This window comes from Cellulomonas wangsupingiae (genome assembly GCF_024508275.1).
In the GTDB taxonomy this organism is placed as follows: Bacteria; Actinomycetota; Actinomycetes; order Actinomycetales; family Cellulomonadaceae; genus Cellulomonas; species Cellulomonas wangsupingiae.
The window spans coordinates 2,524,008-2,547,993 of record NZ_CP101989.1 but is presented as its reverse complement, the minus strand read 5'-3'; the positions used below and the strand labels follow the sequence as shown (position 1 = coordinate 2,547,993).

Annotated in this window: 18 protein-coding genes; 12 read left to right on the top strand and 6 right to left on the bottom strand. The window is 75.8% G+C overall.

What is annotated here, in order from left to right; genetic code table 11:
• Window positions 1-66: 66 nt before the first annotated feature.
• Window positions 67-573: an NUDIX domain-containing protein gene (locus tag NP075_RS11815; RefSeq protein ID WP_227566599.1), complete on the bottom strand. Its 507-nt coding sequence runs from the start codon at window positions 571-573 to the stop codon at window positions 67-69.
• Window positions 574-624: 51 nt separating this feature from the next.
• Window positions 625-1,017, bottom strand: a complete 393-nt coding sequence (locus tag NP075_RS11810; RefSeq protein WP_227566610.1) for a VOC family protein — start codon at window positions 1,015-1,017, stop codon at window positions 625-627.
• A 321-nt stretch (window positions 1,018-1,338) separates the two neighbouring features.
• Here NP075_RS11810 and NP075_RS11805 point away from each other — a divergent pair, with 321 nt between their 5' ends.
• Both NP075_RS11805 and NP075_RS11800 read left to right on the top strand, forming a co-directional pair.
• Entirely contained in the window at window positions 1,339-1,986 is a 648-nt protein-coding gene (locus NP075_RS11805; RefSeq protein ID WP_227566600.1) for a hypothetical protein, read from the top strand.
• Window positions 1,987-2,154: 168 nt separating this feature from the next.
• On the top strand, window positions 2,155-3,183 hold the full coding sequence (locus NP075_RS11800) for a sigma-70 family RNA polymerase sigma factor (RefSeq protein ID WP_256791025.1): 1,029 nt from the start codon (window positions 2,155-2,157) through the stop codon (window positions 3,181-3,183).
• A 62-nt stretch (window positions 3,184-3,245) separates the two neighbouring features.
• Here the strand turns inward: NP075_RS11800 and NP075_RS11795 are convergent, their stop codons facing one another.
• The 3 genes from NP075_RS11795 to NP075_RS11785 form a co-directional block, all read right to left on the bottom strand.
• Window positions 3,246-5,342: a pectate lyase family protein gene (locus NP075_RS11795; RefSeq protein WP_256791023.1), complete on the bottom strand. Its 2,097-nt coding sequence runs from the start codon at window positions 5,340-5,342 to the stop codon at window positions 3,246-3,248.
• 202 nt (window positions 5,343-5,544) lie between these two features.
• Window positions 5,545-7,137 (bottom strand): DEAD/DEAH box helicase, encoded by a 1,593-nt coding sequence (locus tag NP075_RS11790; RefSeq protein ID WP_227566602.1) that lies wholly within the window; start codon window positions 7,135-7,137, stop codon window positions 5,545-5,547.
• Between the two features lie 154 nt (window positions 7,138-7,291).
• Complete coding sequence (locus NP075_RS11785) at window positions 7,292-9,100, bottom strand: alpha/beta hydrolase (RefSeq protein WP_227566603.1); 1,809 nt, start codon at window positions 9,098-9,100, stop codon at window positions 7,292-7,294.
• Between the two features lie 109 nt (window positions 9,101-9,209).
• Here NP075_RS11785 and NP075_RS11780 point away from each other — a divergent pair, with 109 nt between their 5' ends.
• On the top strand, window positions 9,210-9,842 hold the full coding sequence (locus NP075_RS11780; protein ID WP_227566604.1) for a CYTH domain-containing protein: 633 nt from the start codon (window positions 9,210-9,212) through the stop codon (window positions 9,840-9,842).
• 7 nt (window positions 9,843-9,849) lie between these two features.
• Here NP075_RS11780 and NP075_RS11775 read toward each other — a convergent pair whose 3' ends face one another.
• A complete protein-coding gene (locus NP075_RS11775) occupies window positions 9,850-10,584 on the bottom strand; it encodes a class I SAM-dependent methyltransferase (protein WP_227566605.1) in 735 nt (244 codons plus the stop codon).
• 180 nt (window positions 10,585-10,764) lie between these two features.
• Here NP075_RS11775 and NP075_RS11770 point away from each other — a divergent pair, with 180 nt between their 5' ends.
• From NP075_RS11770 to NP075_RS11730, 9 genes are all read left to right on the top strand, one after another.
• Window positions 10,765-12,447 carry a hypothetical protein gene (locus tag NP075_RS11770; protein ID WP_227566606.1) on the top strand — a complete coding sequence of 561 codons (1,683 nt, stop codon included), beginning with the start codon at window positions 10,765-10,767 and terminating at the stop codon, window positions 12,445-12,447.
• 49 nt (window positions 12,448-12,496) lie between these two features.
• Window positions 12,497-13,342, top strand: a complete 846-nt coding sequence (locus NP075_RS11765) for an aldo/keto reductase (RefSeq protein WP_227566607.1) — start codon at window positions 12,497-12,499, stop codon at window positions 13,340-13,342.
• Window positions 13,343-13,383: 41 nt separating this feature from the next.
• On the top strand, window positions 13,384-14,175 hold the full coding sequence (locus NP075_RS11760) for an LLM class F420-dependent oxidoreductase (RefSeq protein WP_227566608.1): 792 nt from the start codon (window positions 13,384-13,386) through the stop codon (window positions 14,173-14,175).
• Window positions 14,176-14,221: 46 nt separating this feature from the next.
• Window positions 14,222-16,312: a metallophosphoesterase gene (locus NP075_RS11755; RefSeq protein WP_256791019.1), complete on the top strand. Its 2,091-nt coding sequence runs from the start codon at window positions 14,222-14,224 to the stop codon at window positions 16,310-16,312.
• A gap of 121 nt (window positions 16,313-16,433) precedes the next feature.
• Window positions 16,434-17,981: a D-alanyl-D-alanine carboxypeptidase family protein gene (locus NP075_RS11750; RefSeq protein ID WP_227566510.1), complete on the top strand. Its 1,548-nt coding sequence runs from the start codon at window positions 16,434-16,436 to the stop codon at window positions 17,979-17,981.
• 20 nt (window positions 17,982-18,001) lie between these two features.
• The gene (locus tag NP075_RS11745) at window positions 18,002-18,682 is read left to right on the top strand and encodes a metal-dependent transcriptional regulator (protein ID WP_227566511.1); all 681 of its coding nucleotides are present in this window, start codon (window positions 18,002-18,004) and stop codon (window positions 18,680-18,682) included.
• Window positions 18,683-18,756: 74 nt separating this feature from the next.
• Window positions 18,757-20,004 carry an MFS transporter gene (locus NP075_RS11740; RefSeq protein ID WP_227566512.1) on the top strand — a complete coding sequence of 416 codons (1,248 nt, stop codon included), beginning with the start codon at window positions 18,757-18,759 and terminating at the stop codon, window positions 20,002-20,004.
• A gap of 49 nt (window positions 20,005-20,053) precedes the next feature.
• Window positions 20,054-22,969: a leucine--tRNA ligase gene (leuS, locus tag NP075_RS11735; RefSeq protein ID WP_227566513.1), complete on the top strand. Its 2,916-nt coding sequence runs from the start codon at window positions 20,054-20,056 to the stop codon at window positions 22,967-22,969.
• Between the two features lie 32 nt (window positions 22,970-23,001).
• Entirely contained in the window at window positions 23,002-23,943 is a 942-nt protein-coding gene (locus tag NP075_RS11730) for a DegV family protein (RefSeq protein ID WP_227566514.1), read from the top strand.
• Window positions 23,944-23,986 lie beyond the last annotated feature (43 nt).

Below are 23,986 nucleotides of genomic sequence, written 5' to 3'. Positions count from 1 at the left end.
CTAGCGCCCGGTGGGTGCGACGACGTGCACCGCGGCGCGTGCGGCCGCGATGTCCACCCGCACGCGTCAGCGCGGCAGCGACACGACCGCGGGGACGGGTGCGCCGGAGGCCAGCAGGTCGAGCACCAGCCGCTCGTGGGGCACGACGTCGTCGGGCAGCGCGTGCAGCGGGTGCCAGCCCATCTCGGCGGCGCGGTCCGGCTCCCGGAGCGAGGGCTCCCCGCTCCACGTCGTGACCTCGAAGAACACGTCGACGCGCTGCTCGACCGCGGGTCCGCCGCGCTCGAAGCGGTGCAGCGCCGTGAGCGGCCGCAGCGCGTCGGGCGCCACGACGACCCCGGACTCCTCGGCGGCCTCACGCACGGCCGCCTCGTGGACGGACTCGTCCGGGTCGACGTGCCCGGCGAGCACCGACCACCACCCGTCCATGTAGCCCGTGCCGGCGCGGCGCTGCAGCAGCACCTCGTCCCCGCCGGGCCCGGTGCGTCGCAGCACCACGTACGCGGCAGCGACGAGCAGCGTCCGCTCGCCGAGGTGGTCGTCCGGGGCGTAGCCGTCGGGGGGCGCAGGCATGGCGCGAGTCTGGCACGGCTCGCGGGCGTGCCGGCCCGGGGCGCCCTCGGATCAGCCCGCCCCCGAGAGGTCCGTGTGCAGGATCTCCCACACGTGGCCGTCCGGGTCGGTCACCGTGCGCGCGTACACCCCGCCTCCCTGCTGGACGGCGCGGGGCTCGGCGCCCCCGGACGCCACGGCGCCGCGCACGAGGGCGTCGACCTCGTCACGGGACCGTGCGGTCAGGCAGTGGAGCACCTGCGTGCTCGCGCGCGCGTCCGCGACGGGCAGGGACGTGAGCCGCGCGAACCGCGCGCGCTCGAGCAGCATGACGCAGATCGCGTCGGACACGACGACGCAGACCACGTCGTCGTCGCTGCACGCCTCGTTCACCGCGAAGCCGAGCCCGGCGTAGAACGCGCGCGCCGCGCCGAGGTGCCGCACCGGGAGGCTGACGATGATCATGCGCTCCACGAGGGCTCCTGCGGGTGGGTGGGGCCGGGCGTCACCTGTGCCGACCGTCGCGGGGGTCGAGGCTCATCGGGGGTGGGGAGTCGCGTGGCAGCTGCGCCGAACTGCGCGAGCGCAACGTGGAGCGGCACAGGCGCAGCATCGACGCGCCGATCGAGCCCGAGCCCCCGTCCGGCGCTGCGCGACAGGCTGCTCTCCGCACCGGAGTGGGGCACCGGTTCACCACCGCGGCGCCTGGCGTCACCCTGAGCCTTCGTTGGAGGACCGCTGCCGGTTCGACGCCGAGCCGTGACCGGCGTCCGCCACACTCGTCCCGTGACGATGCCCACCGCCCCACCGGCGTTCACGGCGGCGTCCCCTCCGAAGGTGGTGCGCTGGCTCCGCCCGGTCGGCGCCACGCTCGCGATCGTCGGCACCGTCGTGCTCGGCGCGATCACCCTCGTGACGATGCTCACGGTCATGTCCCACCCGGCGACGCCCTGGGTGGGCTTCGTGCCAGGTCCGGACGGCACGCCGACCGTCGTGGTCCAACGGTCCGGAGCCACGAGCGTGACCCAGGTCCAGGTCCGGGTGTCTGACACCGACCGGACGGTTCTTTGGGAGATCGACCGGGTACCAGGCTCGTCGTGGGACGGAACTGTCGGGCTCGGCGACGTCCCGAAGGGCTTCATGGCGAGCCATGCGATGCAAGGGGCGGCGATCCCCGGTGGCGCGGTGGTCGTCGTCACGAACGGCTGCTACGCGTCGTATGTCAGCGTGCCGGACGGGCCACTGACGCCCGGCGTCGTCACGACCGACGACGAGCAGGTCAGCCTCGACGAGTTCTACAGCTCCGGAGGGGCGTTCACGCCGTGCGGGCACGCGGAGCTCCGGACCCAGCGCAGCATCGCAGCCGGTGGGCTGGTCCTACTGAGCGCCGGCATCGGCGCGCTCATTGCGAGCATCCGGCGCCGCGCCGTGTGACTCGAACGAGTCGGGCTCCCGGACGGCTTCGAGCCTGCCGCGCGCCGCGAGGGCGGCTCATCGGTGGTCGTCGTCACCGCCCCCTCACGACGGTGTGCGCTCGGCGCAGCTTCCGTGCAACTCCACGGGGGGTGTGCGATGTCGGTGGCCGGGACTACCGTCGCAGATGTGACGACCACCACATCCGAGCAGACGTCCGGCTCCGGTGCGACCACCGCGTCCGTGCCCGCCGACCTGACCGCCGACGAGTTCGCGCAGCGGCTCGCGCCGATGCGCCGCGAGATCCTCGCGCACTGCTACCGCATGACCGGTTCGGTCCACGACGCCGAGGACATGCTGCAGGAGACCTACCTGCGCGCGTGGCGCGCGATGCACGGCTTCGAGAACCGCTCGTCGCTGCGCACGTGGATGTTCCGGATCGCGACGAACACGTGCCTGACGCACCTCGAGGGCCGCCGGCGCCGCCCGCTGCCGACGGGGCTCGGCGCGCCGGCCGCGGACCCGCGGGACCAGCCGCGCGAGGACCACGGGACGTCGTGGCTCGAGCCGCTGCCGGACTCCCTGGTCTGGGCGCAGCCGCCGGCGGACCCCGCTGAGACCGCGGTCCACCGCGACACGGTGCGGCTGGCGTTCGTCGCGGCCCTGCAGCACCTGACCGCGCAGCAGCGCGCGGTCCTGCTGCTGCGGGACGTGCTCGCCTGGTCGGCCGCCGAGGTCGCCGACGCGCTCGGCCTGTCGGTCGCCGCCGTGAACTCGACGCTGCAGCGCGCGCGCGGCCACATGGCCAGCGTGCACGACGTCCCGCCGCTGGAGCCGACGGACCCGCGTCAGCAGGAGCTGCTGGCGCGGTACGTGGCCGCGTTCGAGGCGTACGACGTCGCGGCCATCGTGGAGCTGCTCGCCGCCGACGTGGTGTGGGAGATGCCCCCGTTTCCCGGCTGGTACGCGGGGCCGACGGCGGTCGGCGAGCTCATCGACAGGTGGTGCCCCGCCCGGGGGCCGGGCGACATGCGGCTGGTGCCGACGTCGGCCAACGGGCTCCCGGCCTTCGCGGTGTACATGCGCGACGCGCGCGGTCGGCACCGCGCCTTCCAGGTGCAGCAGGTGACCGTCACGGCCGACGGCGTGCGGCACGTGACCGTCTGGTTCGGCCGGGACCTGTTCGCGCGCTTCGGGCTGCCGGCCGAGCTGGCCTGAGCCGCCGCAGCGGCACCGGGCGTCGCCCGACCCCGGAGAGGTGGGGACGGGCGACGCGCGGGTCAGGGGCCGACGACCACCTCGAGGGGAAGGCTCGAGGACTCGCCGGCCGCGTTGCGGAACGTCGCGACGACGGTGTGGCGCCCGGGCGCCCACCCCGCCGTGGACGTCGTGACGGTCTGGCGCGCGGGTGACCGCGGGGACAGCTGCCGGCGGTCCACCTCACGCCCGTCGGCCGTCAGCACGTACTCGGAGGCGTTCGTGCCCCACCACAGGGTCGCGGTGACGCCCACCGTGCCGTCCGCCGCTGTCGAGGTGCTCAGGCGCGGGGTGCCCGGTGCGGCGTCGCGGACCGTCACCGTGCGGGGCGCCGAGCGCGACGTCCCCCACGGGTTCAGCGCCTCGGCGACGTAGGTGTACGTGCCGTCGGGCCGCCCGGTGAGGGTGAAGGCCGTGTGCTGCGCGGCGGGTGACCGGGCGTCGACCCGTCGTGCCTCGACCAGCACGTCGTTCTCGTACAGCCGGACGACGGTCGCGTTCTGCCCCCACCACAGCGTCGAGGTGATCGTGTAGTCGCCGTCGTGCAGGCCGGTGTCCCAGCCGTTGTCGTCGGACAGCCGGGGTGCGTCGGGCGCCGCCGAGGTGCCGGGTGCTCCCGACGGGAGCGTGGCGCCGGCGCCGGCGCGGACGGCGACGGCCGCGTCCGCGGCCGGCTGCACGTGCGGCGCGTAGTGGTCGCCCGGGACCCAGCGCGCCTCGTCCGCGAGCGGGGTGGGGGAGGTCGCGTTGAACGCCGCGACGAGGTCGACGGGCACGTCGCGCACGAGCGAGCCGCGCTCGGCGAGCATCGTGCCCTTCCACGCCGTGACCACGGACGCCGGGTCGACGCCGGGCGCGAGGTCGAACACGTTCTCCTCGGCGACGACGCTCGACTCGACACCGGCACCCAGGAGGTACGCGTACCCCTGTGCCCGGCTCTGCTCGTAGACGTTGTTGTACACGTGGACGTCGCCGAAGCGGACCCGGGGCGCCCGCTGCCCGATGTCGGTCCAGAGGTTGTGGTGGTACGTCACACGGTGCTGCCCGCGGTCCTGCAGCCGGGAGTCCGAGGATCCGACGAGGCTCGTCTTGTCGTGGTCGTCGAAGTGGTTCCACGAGACGGTGACGAGGTCGGAGCCGTGCGTGACGTCCAGCAGGCCGTCGTGCACCTCGTACGGCCGTCCGTAGACCGTCTCGAGGAGGCTCGGGGGGTGCTCGCCGTCGTCGAGCGTGAGGTGGTCGGCCCAGACGCTCGTCGACGCCCACACCGAGAGGTTGTCGTACGCCGAGTTCCAGTTGCCCGCGTCGCTGTCGCCCGGGTCCCACTGGGGGAAGCAGTCGTAGGCGTCGGAGAGCGTGAGGTTGCGGACGATGACGTTCGAGGCGTCGCGGATGCGCAGGTTCGCGCCGACGATCCGGGCGTCGTCCCCGACGCCGACGAGCGTGACGTTCGAGCCGACGTGCTGCTGGGTCTGGCGTGCCTGGAGCGCGGCGGCGGCGACGCGTGCGTCCTCCAGGGGGCCGGCCGGGTCGGTGCGTCCCCACGGCCCCGTCGGGTCGAAGTGCGCGATGTAGGCGGCCATCGAGAACGGCTCGTCCGTGCCGGCGACCGTCACCTGCGCGGCGAAGTCGTCGCAGGTCAGCCGCGCACCGTCGGGTCCGGCGAACGCGTCGAGCGTGCCGCGCACGTACACGATCCGCGGCTCGGTGACGGTCCGTGCCGTCGTGCCGGTGGACCCCGGGCCGCCGCCGAGCGCGTCGCGCAGCTGCGTCCAGGTCTCGACGACGTGCACCTGCGCGGCATGGGCCGCTGCGCCGCCCGTCGTGCCGGTGGCCTGCACGACACGACCGTCGGGGCGGGTGGTCCCGGTCCACGACGCCCAGCCGTCCCCGGGTGCGAGCGTCTCCTGCCCGAGGTCGCGTGTCGTGGCGGGGGTGTCCGCCCGGGCGGGCGAGGCCGTCGCGGTGGTCGCGGCGGCGGCCGTCCCGGCGGCCAGCGCGACCGCGACGACCGCGACGGCCGCCCGCCGCGGGGGCGACGGCCGCACGGGCTCGGCGCGTCGGGACGAGGTCTGTTCGGCTCCCGGGCGGCGTGGCGGGGTGGCAGCGGTGTCGCGCATGGGACTCCCTTGTCGCCGGCACGGCGAGAAAGCGGTTTCCCGTCGGGCGGTCAGCCTGGCACACCGGGCAGGGAAAGCGCAATCCCCCCACATCGGGCATCTGCTGCGGGCACCGTCGACGACGGAACGCGGGCCCCCGCCGCTCCTGACCTGCAGGAGCGGCCGGAGCCCGCGTTCGTCGGTGGTGCGGTGTGCCGAGCGGTCAGGCCGTGGTGGGCGCGCCCGGACGGTGGCTGCGGCCGCGGCCACCGCGGCGGCGGCGACGCGGGGCGTCGGTGGCCTCCCCGCCCGGCGCGGCGTCGCGCACCGACGAAGGGCCGGTGGGCTGCGGCGCGCGGGTGCCACGCGTGTCGCGCGGGGTCTCCGAGGTCCACGTCGTCGCCGGGCCTGCCGGACGCGACGCCGCACGGGAGCCGGAGCGCCGCGGGGCGCCGCCGTCGGGCTGGGCCGACGCACCCCGGGGAGCACGCTGCGACCGGCCGCCCGTGGCGGACTGCGCACGCGGTGCGCCCGACCGGCCGCTGCCGGACGGCGCGCGCCCGGAGCCGGCGGGACGGTCGCCCGTCATCACGTGGCGCGCAGCGTCGTGCGACACCGCGGCGCCGCTGCCGGCGCCACCCGTCGCGGGCACCGTGCCGGGCTCGCCCGCGAGCCGGCGCACGAGGTCGTCGCCCGGGCGCACGGCGACGGGGGTGACCGTGATGCCCGCGGCGCGGGTCATGGCCCGGACGTCCGCGCGCTGCTCGGGCAGCTGCAGGGTGAGCACCGTGCCCGCGGCGCCGGCGCGGGCCGTGCGGCCCGACCGGTGCAGGTAGGCCTTGTGCTCGGCCGGCGGGTCCACGTGCACGACGAGCTCGACCTCGTCGACGTGGATGCCGCGGGCCGCGATGTCGGTCGCGACGAGCACGCGCGCCTCGCCGGAGGTGAACGCCGCCAGGTTGCGCTCGCGCGCGCCCTGGCCGAGGTTGCCGTGCAGGTCGACGGCCGGGATGCCTGCCAGCGTGAGCTGACGTGCGAGCTTCTTGGCGTGGTGCTTGGTGCGCATGAACAGCACCCGGCGACCGGAGCCGGCCGCGAGCATCTCGACGACCTCCTTCTTGGCCGCGGCGTCGGCGACCTCGAGCACGTGGTGCGTGCTCGCGACGACCGTCTGCGCGGCCGGGTCGACGGCGTGCTCGACCGGCGACGTCAGGTAGCGGTCGACGAGGGTGCCGACCCCGTTGTCGAGCGTCGCGGAGAACAGCAGGCGCTGCCCGCGCTTCGGCGTGCGGTCCATGAGGCGGCGGACCACCGGCAGGAAGCCGAGGTCGGCCATGTGGTCGGCCTCGTCGAGGACGGTGATCTCGATCCCGTCCAGCGTGAGGAGCCCCTGGCGCAGCAGGTCCTCCAGGCGGCCGGGGCAGGCGACGAGCACGTCGACGCCCCGGTCGAGGGCGGTGACCTGGCGCGACTGCGCGACACCGCCGAACATGGCCGTCGTGCGCAGGCCGGCCGCGGCGGCCAGCGGCGCGAACACGGCCTCGATCTGCGTGGCGAGCTCCCGGGTGGGGCACAGGACCAGGGCGCGCGGGCGGCGCGCACGACGCGTCGTGGTCGACGCCGCGAGGCGGGCCACGACGGGCAGCGCGAACGCGAGCGTCTTGCCGGAGCCGGTGCGGCCGCGGCCGAGCACGTCGGCGCCGCGCAGCGTGTCCGGCAGCGTCGCGGTCTGGATGGGGAACGGGGTGGTGATCTGCTGGTGCGCGAGGGCGCGCACCAGCGCCTCGGGCACGCCGAGGTCGGTGAAAGTGGTCACAGGGATGGTGCCTCTCGGGGGAGAAGAGTCGGGGTCCGCCGCACGATTCCCGGGGGGACTCCACGACGCGGGCGCGCGGTACATCGCGCTGCCTCTGGCCCCCACTGTCTCACACCCGTCGTCCGGCGCCCTGGTGGACGGGTCGAGCCGCAGGTCAGCGGTCCGCGACGGACGTGTCCTGCGGGGCGTCGAGCGCGGTGTGCAGCAGGGCCGTCGCGGTGGGCGTCCACCCCGGGGGCGGCGCCACGGCCGCCCACGCGTCCGCGTACTCGCCGACGAAGGTGTGGCCGTGACCCGGCGGGGCCTCGCCCGCCACGAACAGGTCGATGACCACCCGGAAGAAGGTGGCGACGGGGAACCAGGAGACGTCCGGCAGCACGTCCGCGCCCCGCGGCTCGCGCAGCCAGTCCGGGCGGTCGAGCACCAGGTCGGGCGACCACCACGTGACGCCGTCCGACGGGTGCTGCAGGTACACCACCCGCGGGTGCCGCCACTCCGCGTCCCCGTCGGCCAGGGACGCGCTGTCGTCGGGCAGGGTGCGCCCCCAGCGCACGGTGCGTCCGCCGTCGAGCACCGGGTACACCTCGCGCGACCCGGCGTCCCGGTCGCTCGTGAGCTCGCTCCACAGCGGCGTGAACCCCGGGGTGCCCGCCCACACGGCGCCGCTGGTGCGCGCCGCCACGTCGGACAGGCTCGCGAAGGCTCCCTGCGAGCCGAAGCTGCCCAGCGAGATGCCGGACGGGTAGAGCGCCGGGCGGTCGTCCGGCGGCAGCTGCGACCACCGTGCGTACACGGCCTCGAAGAGCGCGCGGCCGGCGGCCGGCGGCGTCGCGCGGTCGCCGACGAAGCTCACCCAGCTCGGCAGGTAGGAGTACTGCATGGCGGCCACCGCGGTGTCCCCGCCCCACAGCAGCTCGACGGCCGCCGCGGAGGCGGGGTCCACCCAGCCCGTGCCCGTCGTGGTCGTGACGACGAGGACGGAGCGGTCCCAGGCGTCCGTGCGGTCGAGCTCCGCGACGACGAGCGCCGCGACCTGGTCCAGGTCGGCGTCGGTGTCCAGGCCGGCGTACACGCGGACGGGCTCGCGCACCTCGCGCTCGAGCCCGGTGGCCGCCGAGAACCGCGCGAGCTCGTCGACGTCCGGGCCCCCGGCGACGAAGCGGCGTCCCTCGCGGCCCAGGGAGTCCCACGCCGCGAGGGACGCGGGCGACCCGCTGCGCTCGGGGTCCGTCGGCTGCTCGTCGCCCGGGAACGTCTCCTCGTCGAGCGCGGCGTACGTCGTCGTCAGGACGTGCCGCAGCCCGGCGACGACCGTCCCGTCGAGCACCAGGTACGCGGCCACGCCCACCACGACGACCGCGACGAGCCGCGCGGGGACGGGTGGCAGCAGCCGGCCGGCCAGCCGGGCGACGGCGAGCGCCGTCGCGCGCAGGGCGCGCGCGAGCAGGACCAGGAGCAGGCCCAGCGCCACGGCCAGCGCGACCACCTGCAGCGGCCGGGCGGGTGCCGCCGGCCCCATGTCGAGCAGGCCGCGCGAGCGTGCCTGCCAGTCGGCGTCGACGAGCAGCGCCGCGGCGACCACGAGCAGCGCGAGCGCGGCCGTGACGCGGTGGACGAGCACACGTCGCGCGGGCGGCCAGGGTGCCCGCAGCCCGATGCGGCGGGCACCCCACCCGGCGAAGGTCCCCACCGCGTACCCGATCGCCGCGCAGACGCCCGCGATGGCCCCCTGGTAGACCGGGCTGCGGGGCATGAGGGACGGTCCGAGCGCGGCCGCGAACAGCACGAGCGCCCCGACCAGGCCGGCGGGGGAGAAGCGGGCCCACCACCGGGCCGCGCGCGCCGCGACCCGGGCGACGAGCCGGGGTGCGCCCTCGCGAGGGCCGTCACCGCCCGGTGGCGCCGTCGTCCGGGCCGCAGGGCCGACGACGGTCGCCGCGTCGTCCGACGCCCCCCTCGTCATCCCTGCACTGTGCCACGCCCGTCCGCGCGGCACGTCCGCGCGGGTCGACACGCCGCGGGTGGGTACGGTATGGGCAGGCGGCCGTCGGGCTGTCGGACGGGCGGCGACGATGAGCGACACCGGGTACGGGGACTTCGAGTTCGAGCGGCGCTTCGTCGCGCGTGGTGTGCCTCCCGAGCTGCTCGACGCCGCACCGGCCCTCATCGTCCAGAGCTACTACCTCGCCGACGCCGGCTTCGCGCTGCGTGTACGTGCCCAGGTGTCCTCGGTGCCGGGCGTGGACGTCCGCTCCGACGAGCTCACGCTCCTGGAGCGGTACGCCGAGCAGGTCGACTTCTGTGCCGTGACGGTCAAGGGCCCGATGAACGGCGGCACGCGGTACGAGGCCGAGCGTGAGATCGACCCGCTCGTGGGCGTCGAGATGGTGCGACGCGGCGGTGCGCGGGTCGCCAAGGTGCGGCACTCGGTGTGGCTCGGTGAGGACGGCTGGGTCGTCGACGTGTTCGCAGGCGCCAACGCACCGCTCGTGGTGGCCGAGGTGGAGCGCGGCGGGCCCGTCACCGACCTCGCGATCCCCGACTTCTGCGTGACCGAGGTGACGACCGACCCCCGGTTCGCCAACGACGGGCTGGCCCACACGCCCTACGGCCGGTGGGCGCGCGCCTGGGAGGCCGAGCTCGTGCGCGACGGGCCGCGGTTCCTGCAGGGCTTCGGACGCGACCACCGCATGACCGGCATCTGACGGCCGGTCAGCGCGTCGCCCGCAGGACGAGCAACCACGAACGGTAGTGCTCGGTGACGCGTCCACCGAGCTCGGTGACCGCTGCCGATGCCTGGTCGACCTCCGCCGGGCTCCAGTCGCTGAACGTGCTGAACAGGGCGCGCACCTGCTCGGCGTCGAGGTCGGTGCGCCAACGGAACGTGGCGGTGTCCTCGAGCGCGAACCACCCGCCGTCGGTCAGCGCCCGAGCGACCGCGGCGGCGTCCTGCGCGTCCGGTCCAGGGCGCCCGGGCCCGGACCGCGCCGCGACGACCTGCCCGATGCGCTCGCGGAAGGGGGTCGTCACGTCCGGGTCACCGAAGACGTGGCGCCACACGAGGAACCTGCCGCCGGGCGCCAGCGCCCGGTGCAGCCGGGGCAGCACGATCCCGAGGTCGAACCAGTGCACCGCGGTCGCGGCGACCGCGACGTCGACGCCGCCCGCCGGCAGCTCGACCTCCTCGGCGCGCGTCACCAGGACCGTCGCCGCCGGGTGCGTGGCCGCCAGCCTCGCGGCGAGCCGTGGGCCCGGCTCGACCGCCGTCACGCGGGCGCCCGCCGCCAGCAGCGGGCCCGTCGCCTCACCTGTCCCGGCCCCCAGGTCCAGCACGCGCGTGCCCGGCGCGACCAGGAGCAGCACCCGGTCCCAGAGCGCGGGCGGGTAGGGCGGACGGGCCGTGCGGTAGACGTCCGCGTGCTCCTCGAAGTGCATCGGATCGACCACGCGGGCGAGCCTAGGCCCGCCCGCGCCGCGGTGGCCTCGCGGTCGCCCGTGGGGCTGCGCCTCCCCGGTGACGTGCCTACAGTGGCGGCGCGTCGGCGACCGCCGGCCGGCGGCGGTGACGCCGCACGACCGCCGGGGAGGCTCTGGGTGCACGGGTGGGACCACGTCCGGGGTGCGCGGGTGCGCGCCGGCATCGTCACGGTCGTCGTCGCGCTGCTCGCGTCGTGCACGTGGGGGACCGCCGACGACGCCGCGCCGGCGACGCCCTCGGCCTCCGCCACCCCCGAGCCCGTCGCGGTGACGCCCCTCGAGGCGCCCGCCCCGGCGACCGTCGTCGACGGGGACGACGCCGCGGCGGCCCTCGCGACGTCGGCGGCGCTGCTCGACGCCGCGCCCGTCGTGGTCCTCGCCGCCGCCGGGGACGTCCCGGGCACGCTCACGGCCGCGACGGCCGCGGTCGCGCTGGGTGCCCCGGCGCTGCTGACGGGCGCGGACGCCGACGTCGCGTCCGAGCTCGCGCGCCTGGGGGCGCGGCACGCGCTGGTCGTCGGGGACGTCGACCCGGCCGTGCTGCCCGACGACGTGGTGGCCGTCGCGGTGCCCTCCGGCGCGGGGGCCGACGTGCTGTCCGCGGCGGTCGGCCGGCCGCTCGGCGAGCCGGCCCCCGTGCCCGCCGGCGGCGAGGCGGCCGCCGTGCGGGCCCTGGCCGCGCCCGAGCCGGCCGTCCTCGTCGCCGAGGGGGCGACCGCGACCGCGTCGGCCGATCCCGCGGCGACCCCCGGTGACCAGGAGGCCACCGTCCTCCCGCCGACCACCGCGGTCACGGTGCCCGGCGTGCTCGCGCTCGCGGACGGTCCCGTGCCGCCCGCCGCGGCGGCCACCCTGCGTGCGCTGGGCGTCGACGTCCTGGACGTGCCGGGCGGTGACCCGCGCGCGACCTCGGCCGCCGTGCAGGCGCTTGCCGGGGCGTCGCCCGAGGCCGTGGTCGCGTACGGGTCGTCGTTCGCCCCGGCCGACCGGCTGGTGCACCGGGTGGCTGCGGCACGCACGGGCGCCGAGCTGCCCGGCGGCGGCCAGCTCGTGTTCCCGGCCGTCGAGGGCCAGCCGGGCAAGCGGTACGTCGCGCTGTACGGCACCCCCGGCTCGGGTGCGCTCGGCGTGCTCGGCGAGCAGGACGTCCCGGCCACGGTCGCGCGGGCGGAGCAGCACGCGGCGCCGTACCGCGGGCTGACGACGGACACCGTGGTGCCCGCCGTGGAGATCATCGCGACGATCGCGTCGGCGGGCGCCGAGCCCGACGGCAGCTACTCGCGCAAGCGCTCCGTCGAGGAGCTGCGTCCTCTCGTCGAGGCGGCCGGCGCGGCCGGCCAGTACGTCGTGCTCGACCTGCAGCCCGGCCACCAGGACTTCGTCACGCAGGCCCAGCTGTACACCGACCTGCTCGCCCTGCCGCACGTGGGGCTCGCGCTCGACCCCGAGTGGCGGCTGGCGCCCGGCCAGGTGCACCTGCGGCAGATCGGGTCCGTCGGCATCGACGAGGTCAACGCGACCGCGGCGTGGCTCGCGCAGCTGACGCGCGAGCGCGCGCTGCCGCAGAAGATGTTCGTCCTGCACCAGTTCTCGCTGCGCATGATCAGTGAGCGCGAGCGCCTCGACACGTCGCACGACGAGCTGGCCCCGCTGATCCACGTCGACGGCCAGGGCGGTCAGCCCGCCAAGGCCGGCACCTGGGCGGCGCTGCGCAACGCCGCGCCGCCCGTGCACTGGGGGTGGAAGAACTTCTACGACGAGGACGTGCCGATGCTCGACCCCGCGCAGACCTTCGAGGTGCAGCCGGTGCCCGACCTCGTCACCTACCAGTGACGGCCTGCCACGAGGTGCCGGATGCGCGCCGGGCCCTACCGTGGCAGGCATGACCGACGGACCCGTCCCCACCCGCACGCTGATCGACGGGCTCGAGCTGCCCGTCCTCGGTCTCGGCACCTACGGGCTGCGCGGTCCGGACGGCGTCGACGCCGTCCGCCACGCGATCGACGCGGGCTACCGGCTTGTCGACTCCGCGTACAGCTACGAGAACGAGGGCGCGGTCGGCCGGGCGGTGCGTCGCAGCGGCGTCCCGCGCGACGAGCTCGTGCTCACCTCCAAGCTCCCGGGCCGCTACCACCGGCGCGACGACGCCGTGCGCGCCGTGCACGAGTCGCTGTGGCGCGCGGGCCTGGACCACTGGGACCTGTACCTCGTCCACTGGCCCAACCCGCGGCAGGGGTACTTCGTCGAGGCCTTCGCGACGCTCCTGGAGCTCCGGGACGCCGGGCTGATCAGGTCCGTGGGCGTCTCGAACTTCCTGCCCGAGCACCTGACGGCGGTGCTCGACGCGACCGGGCACGTCCCCAGCGTCAACCAGGTCGAGCTGCACCCGCGGTTCCCGCAGCGCGAGCAGCGTGCGGCGGACGAGGTCCTGGGCGTGGTCACCCAGTCGTGGAGCCCGCTGGGGCACGGCGGCGACCTGCTCGACGACCCGACGGTCGCGCAGGTGGCGCGCGCCCACGGCGTCGGACCGGCCGAGGTGATCCTGCGGTGGCACACCCAGCTCGGTGCCGTGCCGCTGCCGAAGTCCGCGACGCCCGCGCGGCAGCGCGCCAACCTCGGGGTCCTGGCGTTCACGCTCGACGACGACGAGGTGGCCGCGATCACCGCGCTCGGCCGCCCCGACGGACGGATGTCCGACCAGGACCCGGGCGTCTACGAGGAGCTCTGAGCACGAGGGGCCCTGAGCGGTTCGTCGGTTAGCGTGTGCCCGTGACCGAGACGTCCCCGGCCGGCGTGCGCGTCGGCGTCCAGATCCAGCCGCAGCACGCCGACTACGCCCAGATCCGCGACGCGGTGCGTCGCGCGGAGGACATCGGCGTCGACGTCGTCTTCAACTGGGACCACTTCTTCCCGCTCTACGGGGACCCCGACGGCAAGCACTTCGAGTGCTGGACGATGCTGGGTGCCTGGGCCGAGCAGACGAGCCGCGTCGAGATCGGCGCGCTGGTCACCTGCAACTCGTACCGCAACCCCGACCTCCTGGCCGACATGGCCCGCACGGTCGACCACATCAGCGGCGGGAGGCTGATCCTGGGGATCGGCGCCGGGTGGTTCGAGCGCGACTACACGGAGTACGGGTACGAGTTCGGCACGGCGGGCTCGCGGATCGCGGACCTCGCGCAGACGATGCCGCGGATCCGCGCGCGGTGGGCCGCGATGAACCCCGCACCGACGCGGGACATCCCGGTGATGATCGGTGGCGGCGGTGAGCGCAAGACGCTGCGCGTCGTGGCCGAGCACGCCGACATCTGGCACTCGTTCGGTGACGTCGAGACGCTGCGGCGCAAGAGCGCGATCCTCGACGAGCACGGGGCGGCCGTCGGGCGGGACACCGCGGCGCTGGTGACCCGGTCGCTGGGCGTCGACGGGTCCGACCCCGACGAGGTCGGCGACGAGCTGCTCGCCGCGGGCGTGCGACTGTTCACGGTCGGTGCCGACGGCCCCGCCTACGACCTGACCCAGGCCGAGAAGTGGGTGCGCTGGCGCGACCGGCGCGCCTGACCTCGCGCGGCCCGGCGGTCGTGGCGCCCGGTCCCGTCTAGGCTCGGTGCCCGATGGACGACCCGACGAACGAGGTGCCGGAGCCCGGCCCGGCCGCGCCCGCGCACGCGTCGGACGGCCGCCGGTCCCCGGGGGCGCGCCGGCGTGGCGCGACCGGCTCCCGCGCGCGCGGCGGCGCCTCGCGCACGCCCTGCGCGCGGCGCGCACGTGGCGACCCCGGCACGGGTGGTGGGCGGCGACGGGCCTGGTCGCGGCCGCGCTCCTGGTGTCGGTCGCGTTCGGCGTGACGACGGCGACCACGCAGGGAGCGCTCGGGCCGCACGTGACGCGGTACGACGTGACGACCGACTCGACGGTCACGATCGACTTCGGTCCGCTGGGCACGCTGCAGACCCGGTCGCCGCTGCCGCTCGCCCTGGGCGTGCGCGCCACCGTCGGCGAGATCCCGGCGAGCGTCACCGAGCTGGGCCAGGCACGCACGCTCCAGGCGCTCGGCGAGGACCTGAGCGCGTACGTCTCGTTCTTCTCGGGCCCCGCCGCCGCCGTCGAGGACATCGCCCGGGCCCTGGTGAGCGACGCCCTGGTGCGGACGGCCTGGGCGTTCGTGGTCCTCGTGGCCGTGTGGTGGGCCGTCCGGCTGCTGCTCGGGCCCGACCGGCGTCGCCAGCTGGCGAGGCCGCTCGCCACCCACGCCCGGCCCGTGACCGCGGGCGTCGTCGCCGTGGTGGTCGGCGCGACCGTGCTGACGTCGAGCGTGGCGCCGGGCGACCGGCCCGGGACCGCCCGGCTCGCCTCGAGCGTGTTCGACGGCACGCCGCTGGAGGGCGCGTGGGTCACCGGCCGGCTCGGCGGCGTCATCGACACGTACGGCGTGTACGCCGTGGACGCCTGGCGCGAGAACGAGGAGTTCTACCAGACCGCGGACGACGCCCTGGCCGTCGCCTGGGAGCAGTGGGAGGCGGACGAGGTGCGGCTCGCGGCGGAGGAGGCCGCTGAGCAGGAGGCGGCCGAGCAGGCGGCCGCCGAGCAGAGGGCCGCCGAGCAGGAGGCGGCGGCTCAGGCGGCAGCCGGCGGCGAGGCCACGCCCGACGCCCTCGGCACGGGCGAGGCGGGAGCGCCGGACGGGGGCACGGCCGGTGACACCCCGGCCGACGGAGCCCTGGGTGACGGAGCTCCGGCCGACGGAGCCCTGGGTGACGGAGCCCCGGCCGACGGAGCCCTGGACGAGGGAGGCACCGGCGGCGCGCGGTCAACGGCGACAGCGACCCCGACACCGACCCCGCAGGTCGAGCCGGTCGTGCTGGTCGTCGTCTCGGACCTGCACTGCAACGTCGGCATGGCCCCCGTGATCGGCACCCTCGCGCGGCTCGCCGGCGCGGACGCGGTGCTCGACGCCGGCGACACGACGATGAACGGGACGTCCGTCGAGCAGTACTGCGTGACGTCGTTCGCGCGCGCCGTGCCCGACGGCGTCCAGCTGGTGACCGCGCCCGGCAACCACGACTCCGCGGACACGTCCGGGCAGTACGCCCGGGCGGGGGCCCTCGTGCTCGACGGCGAGGTCGTCGAGGTCGCGGGTGTGCGGATCCTCGGCGACAGCGACCCGAACGAGACGCGTGTGGGCGCCGGCGGCACCGCGTCGGCGCGTGGTGAGACACCCGCGGAGGCGGCGGAGCGGCTCGCGGAGGTCGCGTGCGACGACGGCGACGTCGACCTGCTGCTGGTCCACAACCCGGTGGTCGGGGACACCGCCCTCGACGAGGGGTGCGTGCCCGCGCAGGTCTCCGGCCACTACCACCGGCGGTCCGGCCCGGAGCAGGTCGGCCTCGGCGTCCGGTACGTGTCGTCCAGCACGGCCGGTGCGACGCTGAACCAGCCGACGGTCGGGCCGCTGCGGGGCGTCGCCGAGCTCACGGTCCTCCGCGTGGACCCGGTGTCGGGGAACGTCGTCGACCACCAGCTGGTGCAGGTCGCCCCCGACGCGACGGTGACCGTGAACCGGCCGCAGCCGTGGCCGGAGGTCGTGGTGCCGCAGGACGACGCGGTGACCGACGTCGACGACGTCACCCCGCCCGCGGACGACGGGGCCGCCCCCGGCGCCGGCGACCCGGCGAGGACGACCGAGGAGGGCGGCTGACGCTTCCTCCGGGATGAATCCGGCCCAAAAGGTTGCGCATCCGTGACGGAGATGTTGGCCTGGAACCGTGCGCAGCGCGCCGGCCGCCCGAGCCGGCGCGGTGCGGCGGGGGGGAACGCGCATGGGACGGGTGACGGCGATCGCGGTGGTCACCGCCGGTCTGGTGCTCGCCGGTGCCGTTCCCGCCGTCGCGGGTGCGGGGGAGGACGTCCTGCGTCCCGGCGAGCAGCTCACGGCCGGGCAGGCGCTGATGGCGCCGGGCGGCGGTCACCTGCTCGTCGTCCAGCCGGACGGCTCGCTGGGGCTGTACGCGCTCGACGACGTCACCCGCTGGTCGTCGGGCCGGGGCGTCCCGGGTGCCACGCTGGCGACCGACCCGTCCGGCGACGTACGCCTGGTCGCACCCGACGGCACGCTCCTGTGGAGCACTGCCACGGGCGGGACCGGCGGGGCCCTCCACGTGCGCGACGACGGTGACGTGGTGGTGGAGGCGCCCGACGGGACCGTCGTGTGGAGCAGTGGCACCGCGCAGGCGCCCACGACGCTCGACGGCCCCGCGCGCCTGACCGGTACGGACATCCTGACGTCCCCGGACGGCCGTCACACCCTGCTCGTCGTGCCCGGTGAGGGGGTCCAGCTGCAGGGCCCCGACGCGGCCGTCCGGTGGGCGCCCGATGCCGTGGCGACCGACCCGGACGCCGGTCCGTCCGTCGCCCTCGAGCTGCGCGCCGACGGGAACCTCGTCGCCGTCGACGAGGCGGGTGACCCCGTGTGGCGCAGCCGCACCGCCGGCCGCGGCCCGCTGACGCTCGCCGTGCAGGACGACGGCAACCTGGTCCTGCTGGACGAGGCCGGCGCCCCGGTCTGGAGCTCGCAGACCCCGATCGGGCCGGCGACGCTCGACCCCGGCGGCGTGCTCGCCGCGGGCACGACGCTCGGCTCCCCGTCGGGACACCTCGGCCTGGGGATGGCGGACGGCGTGCTCGTGGCGACGTGGGACGGGACACCGTTCTGGACGTCGCCGGCCGACGCGGCTCCCGGCGAGACGGCGCGGCTGCAGGAGGACGGCGACCTCGTGCTGCTCGACGCGGCGGGTGCCCCCGTGTGGGGGACGGGCACGGCGGGTCGCCCCGGCGCCCGGCTCGTCCTGGAGGAGGCGGCGGTGCTGCTCGTCGCGCCGCAGGGCGAGGTGCTGTGGCGGGTCGACGCCCCCGAGGCCCTCGTCCCGTCGGGCGTGCAGCCGACGGACTGCGCGGACGTGGACGGGCCGGTGGCGGAGGGTGACGTCGTGCGCACCCGCAGCGGGATCCGCGTCCACCCGTGCCTCGCGGACGCCGTCGACGCGCTCGTCGACGCCGCTCGCGCGGACGGCGTCGAGCTGGGCGGCGGCGGGTGGCGCAGCCCGGACCAGCAGGTGGCGCTGCGTCGTGCGCACTGCGGCCCGACGGACGCGGACGTCTACGACAAGCCCGCGTCCGCGTGCTCGCCGAGCACGGCGCGTCCCGGGTCCTCGCGGCACGAGCGCGGCCTCGCGATCGACTTCACGTCCGGCGGCCGCTCGCTGCACTCCGGCAGCCCCGCGTACGCCTGGATGGTCGAGCACGCGGGGGACTACGGCCTGGAGAACCTGCCGGGCGAGCCGTGGCACTGGAGCGTCGACGGGTCCTGAGGGCGCTTACGCTGGGCCTCGTGACGGAGAGCCCTGCCCCCCTGTCGGCGGTGACCCAGGACTACCTCAAGGTGGTCTGGGGGGCGCAGGAGTGGTCCGACGTCCCCGTGACCACCAAGCTGCTCGCGAGCCGGCTGGGCGTGGGCGCCTCGACGGTCTCGGAGACCGTCAAGCGGCTCGCGGACGCCGGCCTGGTGACGCACCGCCCGTACGGGGCGGTCGAGCTCACCGAGGAGGGGCGCGCGCACGCCGTGGCGATGGTGCGCCGCCACCGGCTCATCGAGACGTACCTGGTCCAGCGCCTCGGCTACGGCTGGGACGAGGTCCACGACGAGGCCGAGGTCCTCGAGCACGCGGTGAGCGACCGCTTCGTGGAGCGGGTGTCCGCCGTGCTGGGGGACCCGGACCGGGACCCGCACGGCGACCCGATCCCGGCGGCCGACGGCACGGTGCACCTGCCCGACGCCCGGGTGATGTGGGAGCTCGAGCCGGGGGAGTACCGCGTCGCGCGGATCTCGGACGCCGACCCCGAGCTGCTGCGGTACCTCGAGGGCGTCGGACTGGTGCTGGACGCCCCGGTGACGCTCGACGAGCGCCGCGCGGTGACCGGGGTCGTCAGCGTGCAGGTCGACGGCGCCGCGGACCGCGTGGAGCTGGGCGAGGTCGCGGCGAGCGCGATCTGGCTGACCGCTCGCCCCTGACGTACTCTCGCCCGATCCCCTGAGCGACCGACCGTCTCGGTCGCACCCGTGTCGAATCGATTCGAGGACAGTCCGTGAGCACAGCGCCCCGAGCAGCCGCGCCGGCCGCCACGCCCGCCGGTGCCGGCCGGGCGCTGCTGGCCCTCGCGCTCGGCGGGTTCGCGATCGGCACGACCGAGTTCGCCACGATGGGTCTGCTGCCCGAGATCGCCGCCGACCTCGACGTCGACATCCCCACCGCGGGGCACGCGATCACGGCGTACGCCGTCGGCGTCGTCCTCGGGGCGCCCACGCTCGCGGCGCTCGGAGCGCGCCTCGACCGGCGCCGGCTGCTCCTGCTGCTCATGGTCGCCTTCACCGTCGGCAACGTCATGGCGGCGTTCGCGCCGACCCTGGAGACGCTCGTCGCGGCCCGCCTGCTCGCCGGGCTGCCGCACGGCGCCTTCTTCGGGGTGGGTGCCGCCATGGGCACCGCCGTCGTCGGGGCCGAGCGCCGCGGCCGCGCGGTCGCGGCGATGATGACGGGCCTGACCGTCGCGTGCGCGGTGGGCGTGCCCCTGACCGCGGTCGTCGGCCACGCGACGGGCTGGCGCTGGGCGTTCGTCGGCGTGGGGGCGACCGGGATCGCCACCCTCGCCGCGCTGCACCGGTGGACGCCGTCCCTGCCGTCCGACCCCGCCGCCGGTGTGCGGCGCGAGCTCGCGGCGGTGCGCAACCGCCGGCTGTGGGTGGCGTTCGCGGCGGGCTCCGTCGGGTTCGGCGGCATGTTCGCCGTGTACTCCTACGTCAAGCCCCTGCTCACGGACGTGACCGGCCTGGACGTCGGCCTCGTCCCGCTCGTGCTCGCCCTCTACGGCGTCGGCATGACGGCAGGCACCCTGCTCGGCGGACGTCTTGCCGACCGGTCCGTCCTCGGGACCGTCGTCGTGGGCATGGTCGCGACCATCGTCGTGCTCGTCGTCATCGGGCTCGTCGGTCGCCACCCGGTGGCGGCGGTCACGGCCATCGTGCTGCTGGGCGTGACGTCCCAGGTGCTGGGGCTGTCGCTGCAGACCCGCCTCATGGACCTCTCGCCCGATGCGCCGTCCCTCGGTGCCGCGCTGTGCCACTCGGCGCTCAACCTCGGCAACGCCGCGGGCGCCTTCCTCGGTGGCCTCGTCATCGCCGCGGGCTGGGGGCTGCTCGCCCCCGCGTGGGTCGGTGCGGGCCTGACGGCCGTGGGGCTGCTCATCGTGCTGACGGTCGGGTGGACGCCTCCGCCGGTCGCGGCGCCGCCCGCCGAGCGCGCGGGCGACCCGCCGGTGGAGGCGCGGGTCGGCTGACCGCGGCGCCGGGTACGGCGGGCCGGGCAGGCGTCGGTACGATTCACCGGTGAGCGACCAGTCCCCGAACCCGACCCCCGACGACGTCCCGTTCCGCTACACCGCCGCCCTCGCGCAGCAGATCGAGCTGCGCTGGCAGGACGAGTGGGAGAAGCGCGGCACGTTCTTCACACCCAACCCGGTCGGCCCGCTCACCGACGGCCAGGGTCGCCACGCCGACCCGGCGGCGCGCCCCTTCTTCGTCATGGACATGTTCCCGTACCCGTCGGGCGCCGGCCTGCACGTCGGGCACCCGCTGGGCTACATCGCCACCGACGTCGTCGGGCGGTTCCGGCGCATGTGCGGGGACAACGTGCTGCACGCGCTGGCGTTCGACGCGTTCGGCCTGCCCGCGGAGCAGTTCGCGGTCCAGACGGGCCAGCACCCGCGCGTCACCACCGAGGCGAACATCGCGATCATGCAGCGCCAGCTGCGTCGCCTGGGCCTCGCGCACGACCCCCGGAGGTCGTTCTCGACCATCGACGCGGACTACGTGCGGTGGACGCAGTGGATCTTCCTGCAGATCTTCGAGGCCTGGTACGACGAGGACGCGGTGCGTCCCGACGGCGGCACGGGCCGCGCGCGCCCCGTGTCCGAGCTGGTCGAGGAGTACGCCGCCGGCACGCGCCCGCTGCCCACGGACGTCGAGGGCGTGCCCGCCGGGGCGACGTGGGCCGACCTCGACGAGGCCACGCGGCGTCGCGTCGTCGACTCGCGCCGCCTGGCGTACCTGTCGCAGACGCCCGTCAACTGGGCACCCGGGCTGGGCACGGTCCTGGCCAACGAGGAGGTCACGTCCGACGGGCGCTCCGAGCGCGGCAACATGCCGGTCTTCCAGCGCAACCTGCGCCAGTGGAACATGCGGATCACCGCGTACGCGGACCGCCTGACGGACGACCTGGAGCTCATCGACTGGCCCGAGAAGGTCAAGGCGATGCAGCGGCACTGGATCGGCCGCTCGACCGGTGCCCGCGTCCGGTTCGCGGTCCAGGGCGGTGACGAGGTGGAGGTCTTCACGACACGGCCCGACACGCTGTTCGGTGCCACGTTCCTCGTCGTGTCGCCCGAGCACCCCCTGCTGGACGAGGTGCCGCAGGCGTGGCCCGACGGCACGTCGAGCGCCTGGACGGGCGGGCACGCCTCGCCCGCCGAGGCCGTCGCCGACTACCGCCGGCAGGCCGCCGCCAAGACGGCCGTCGAGCGGCAGCAGGACGCCGGACGCAAGACGGGCGTGTTCACCGGTCACCTGGCCGCGAACCCCGTCAACGGCGAGCTGCTGCCGGTGTTCACCGCCGACTACGTGCTCATGGGCTACGGCACGGGCGCGATCATGGCCGTCCCCGGCGGCGACGAGCGCGACTTCCAGTTCGCCGAGGCCTTCGAGCTGCCCGTCGTCTACACCGTCGACGCCCCCGAGGGCACGCCCCCCGGGGCGCGGACGGGCGACGGCGCCGTCATCAACTCGTCCAACGACGAGATCAGCCTCGACGGCCTGGAGGTCGGCGAGGCCAAGGAGCGCATCGTCGAGTGGCTGGCCGCCAAGGGCCTGGGCGAGGGCACCGTCACGTACCGCCTGCGCGACTGGCTGTTCAGCCGGCAGCGCTACTGGGGCGAGCCGTTCCCGATCGTCTACGACGAGCACGACACGCCCATCGCCCTGCCGGACTCGGCGCTGCCCGTCGAGCTGCCCGAGGTCCCCGACTTCTCCCCGCGCACCTACGAGCCGGACGACGCGGACTCCGAGCCGGAGCCGCCGCTGGGCCGCAACACCGACTGGCTCTACGTCGAGCTGGACCTGGGCGACGGGCCCAAGCGCTACCGACGCGACGCCAACACCATGCCCAACTGGGCGGGCTCGTGCTGGTACTACCTGCGCTACCTGGACCCGCGCTCCGACGACGTCCTCGTCGACCCGGCGCTCGAGGAGTACTGGATGGGCCCCGGTCACGGCGCGCAGCCGGCCGGGTCGACCGGGGGCGTGGACCTGTACGTCGGGGGTGTCGAGCACGCCGTGCTGCACCTGCTGTACGCGCGGTTCTGGCACAAGGTCCTGCACGACCTGGGGCACGTGCGCAGCTCCGAGCCGTTCCACAAGCTCTTCAACCAGGGGTACATCCAGGCGTACGCCTACACCGACGAGCGCGGCGTGTACGTGCCCGCGGCCGAGGTCGTCGAGGACGAGGCGTCCCCGACCGGCTTCACGTGGGAGGGGCGGCCCGTCAACCGCGAGTACGGCAAGATCGGCAAGTCGCTGAAGAACGCGGTGTCGCCGGACGAGATGTACGAGGCGTACGGCGCGGACACCCTGCGCGTCTACGAGATGTCGATGGGCCCGCTGGACCTGTCGCGCCCGTGGGAGACCCGTGCCGTCGTCGGCGCCCAGCGGTTCCTGCAGCGGCTGTGGCGCAACGTCGTGGACGAGGAGACCGGCGAGCTGGTCGTCTCGGACGACGAGCCGTCCGTCGAGACGCTGCGCGTGCTGCACCGGACCGTCGCGGGCGTCCGCGACGACATGGAGGGCATGCGGATCAACACCGCCGTCGCCAAGCTCATCGTGCTCAACAACCACCTCACGACCCTCGAGCGCAGCCCGCGGTCCGTGGTCGAGGCGCTCGTGGTGATGACCGCGCCGATCGCGCCGCACATCACCGAGGAGCTGTGGTCCCGTCTGGGGCACGACGAGTCCGTGGTGCACGCCACGTTCCCGCAGGCGGACCCGCAGTACCTCGTCGACGACACGGTGACGTGCGTGTTCCAGGTGCAGGGCAAGGTGCGCGGACGCGCCGAGGTGGCGCCGTCCGTCGGTGACGACGAGCTGCGGGAGCTGGCGCTCGCCGACGCCGGGGTGCAGCGTGCGCTGGCCGGGCGTGACGTGCGCACCGTCGTCGTGCGGGCACCCAAGCTCGTGAACGTGGTGCCCGCCTGAGCCCGGCGGCCGCGCCGCGCCCGCGGGTGGCGGTGGTCACCGACTCCACCGCCGCCCTGCCGCCGGGGCTCGCCGGGGCCGTCGGCCTGCAGGTCGTGCCCCTCGACGTGAGCATCGACGGCGTGCGCTACAGCGAGGGCGTCGACGTGACGCCGGACCAGCTGCTGCACGCCCTGGAGCGGGGCGCCAAGGTGACCACCTCGCAGCCGCCGCCCTCGGCGTTCGCCGCCGCGTACGAGCGCGCCGCCGCCGCCGGGGCGCACGAGATCGTGTCCGTGCACCTGTCCGGCGAGATGTCGGGGACGGTGCGGTCCGCGCGGACCGCGGCGACCGTCAGCCCTGTGCCGGTGCGGGTGGTGGACACCCGCACCGCCGCCCTCGGCCTGGGCTTCGCGGCCCTGGCCGCGGCCCGCCACGCCGGCACGCCGGAGGACGAGGTCGAGCAGGACACGGACCCGGCGGGGGACGGCCGCGGTCGGGCCGTGCGGCGGTGGGTCAGCCGTGCGGTGCACCGCGGCGGGCCGGAGCCCGTGTGGCCCGACGCCGACCAGGTCGCCCAGGTCGCGTCCGCGGCGGCCGAGAGCAGCCGCGTGTGGTTCCTGGTGGACTCCCTCGAGCACCTGCGCCGGGGTGGCCGGCTCGGCACCGCCGCCGCCGCGCTCGGCACGGTGCTCGGCCTGCGGCCGATCCTGTCGGTGCAGGACGGGCGCCTCGTGGTCGGCGAGAAGGTCCGCACGCGTCGCGGTGCCCGGGAGCGGCTGGAGCAGGTCGCGCTCGCGGACCTCGTGGCGCGCGGACCCGCGCGCATCGGGGTGCACCACGTGGGACCGTCCGGCACGGCGGACGAGCTCGCCGAGCGGCTCACCGGCGCCGCGGGCACGACGGCGGTCGAGGTGCTCGTCGCCGACGCGGGCGCGGTGCTCACCGCGCACGTCGGCCCGGGGCTGCTCGCGGTGGTCGTCACCGACGCCTGACCCGGGCGCGGGCATCGTCGAGGCGACCACAAGCCCTTCGTCG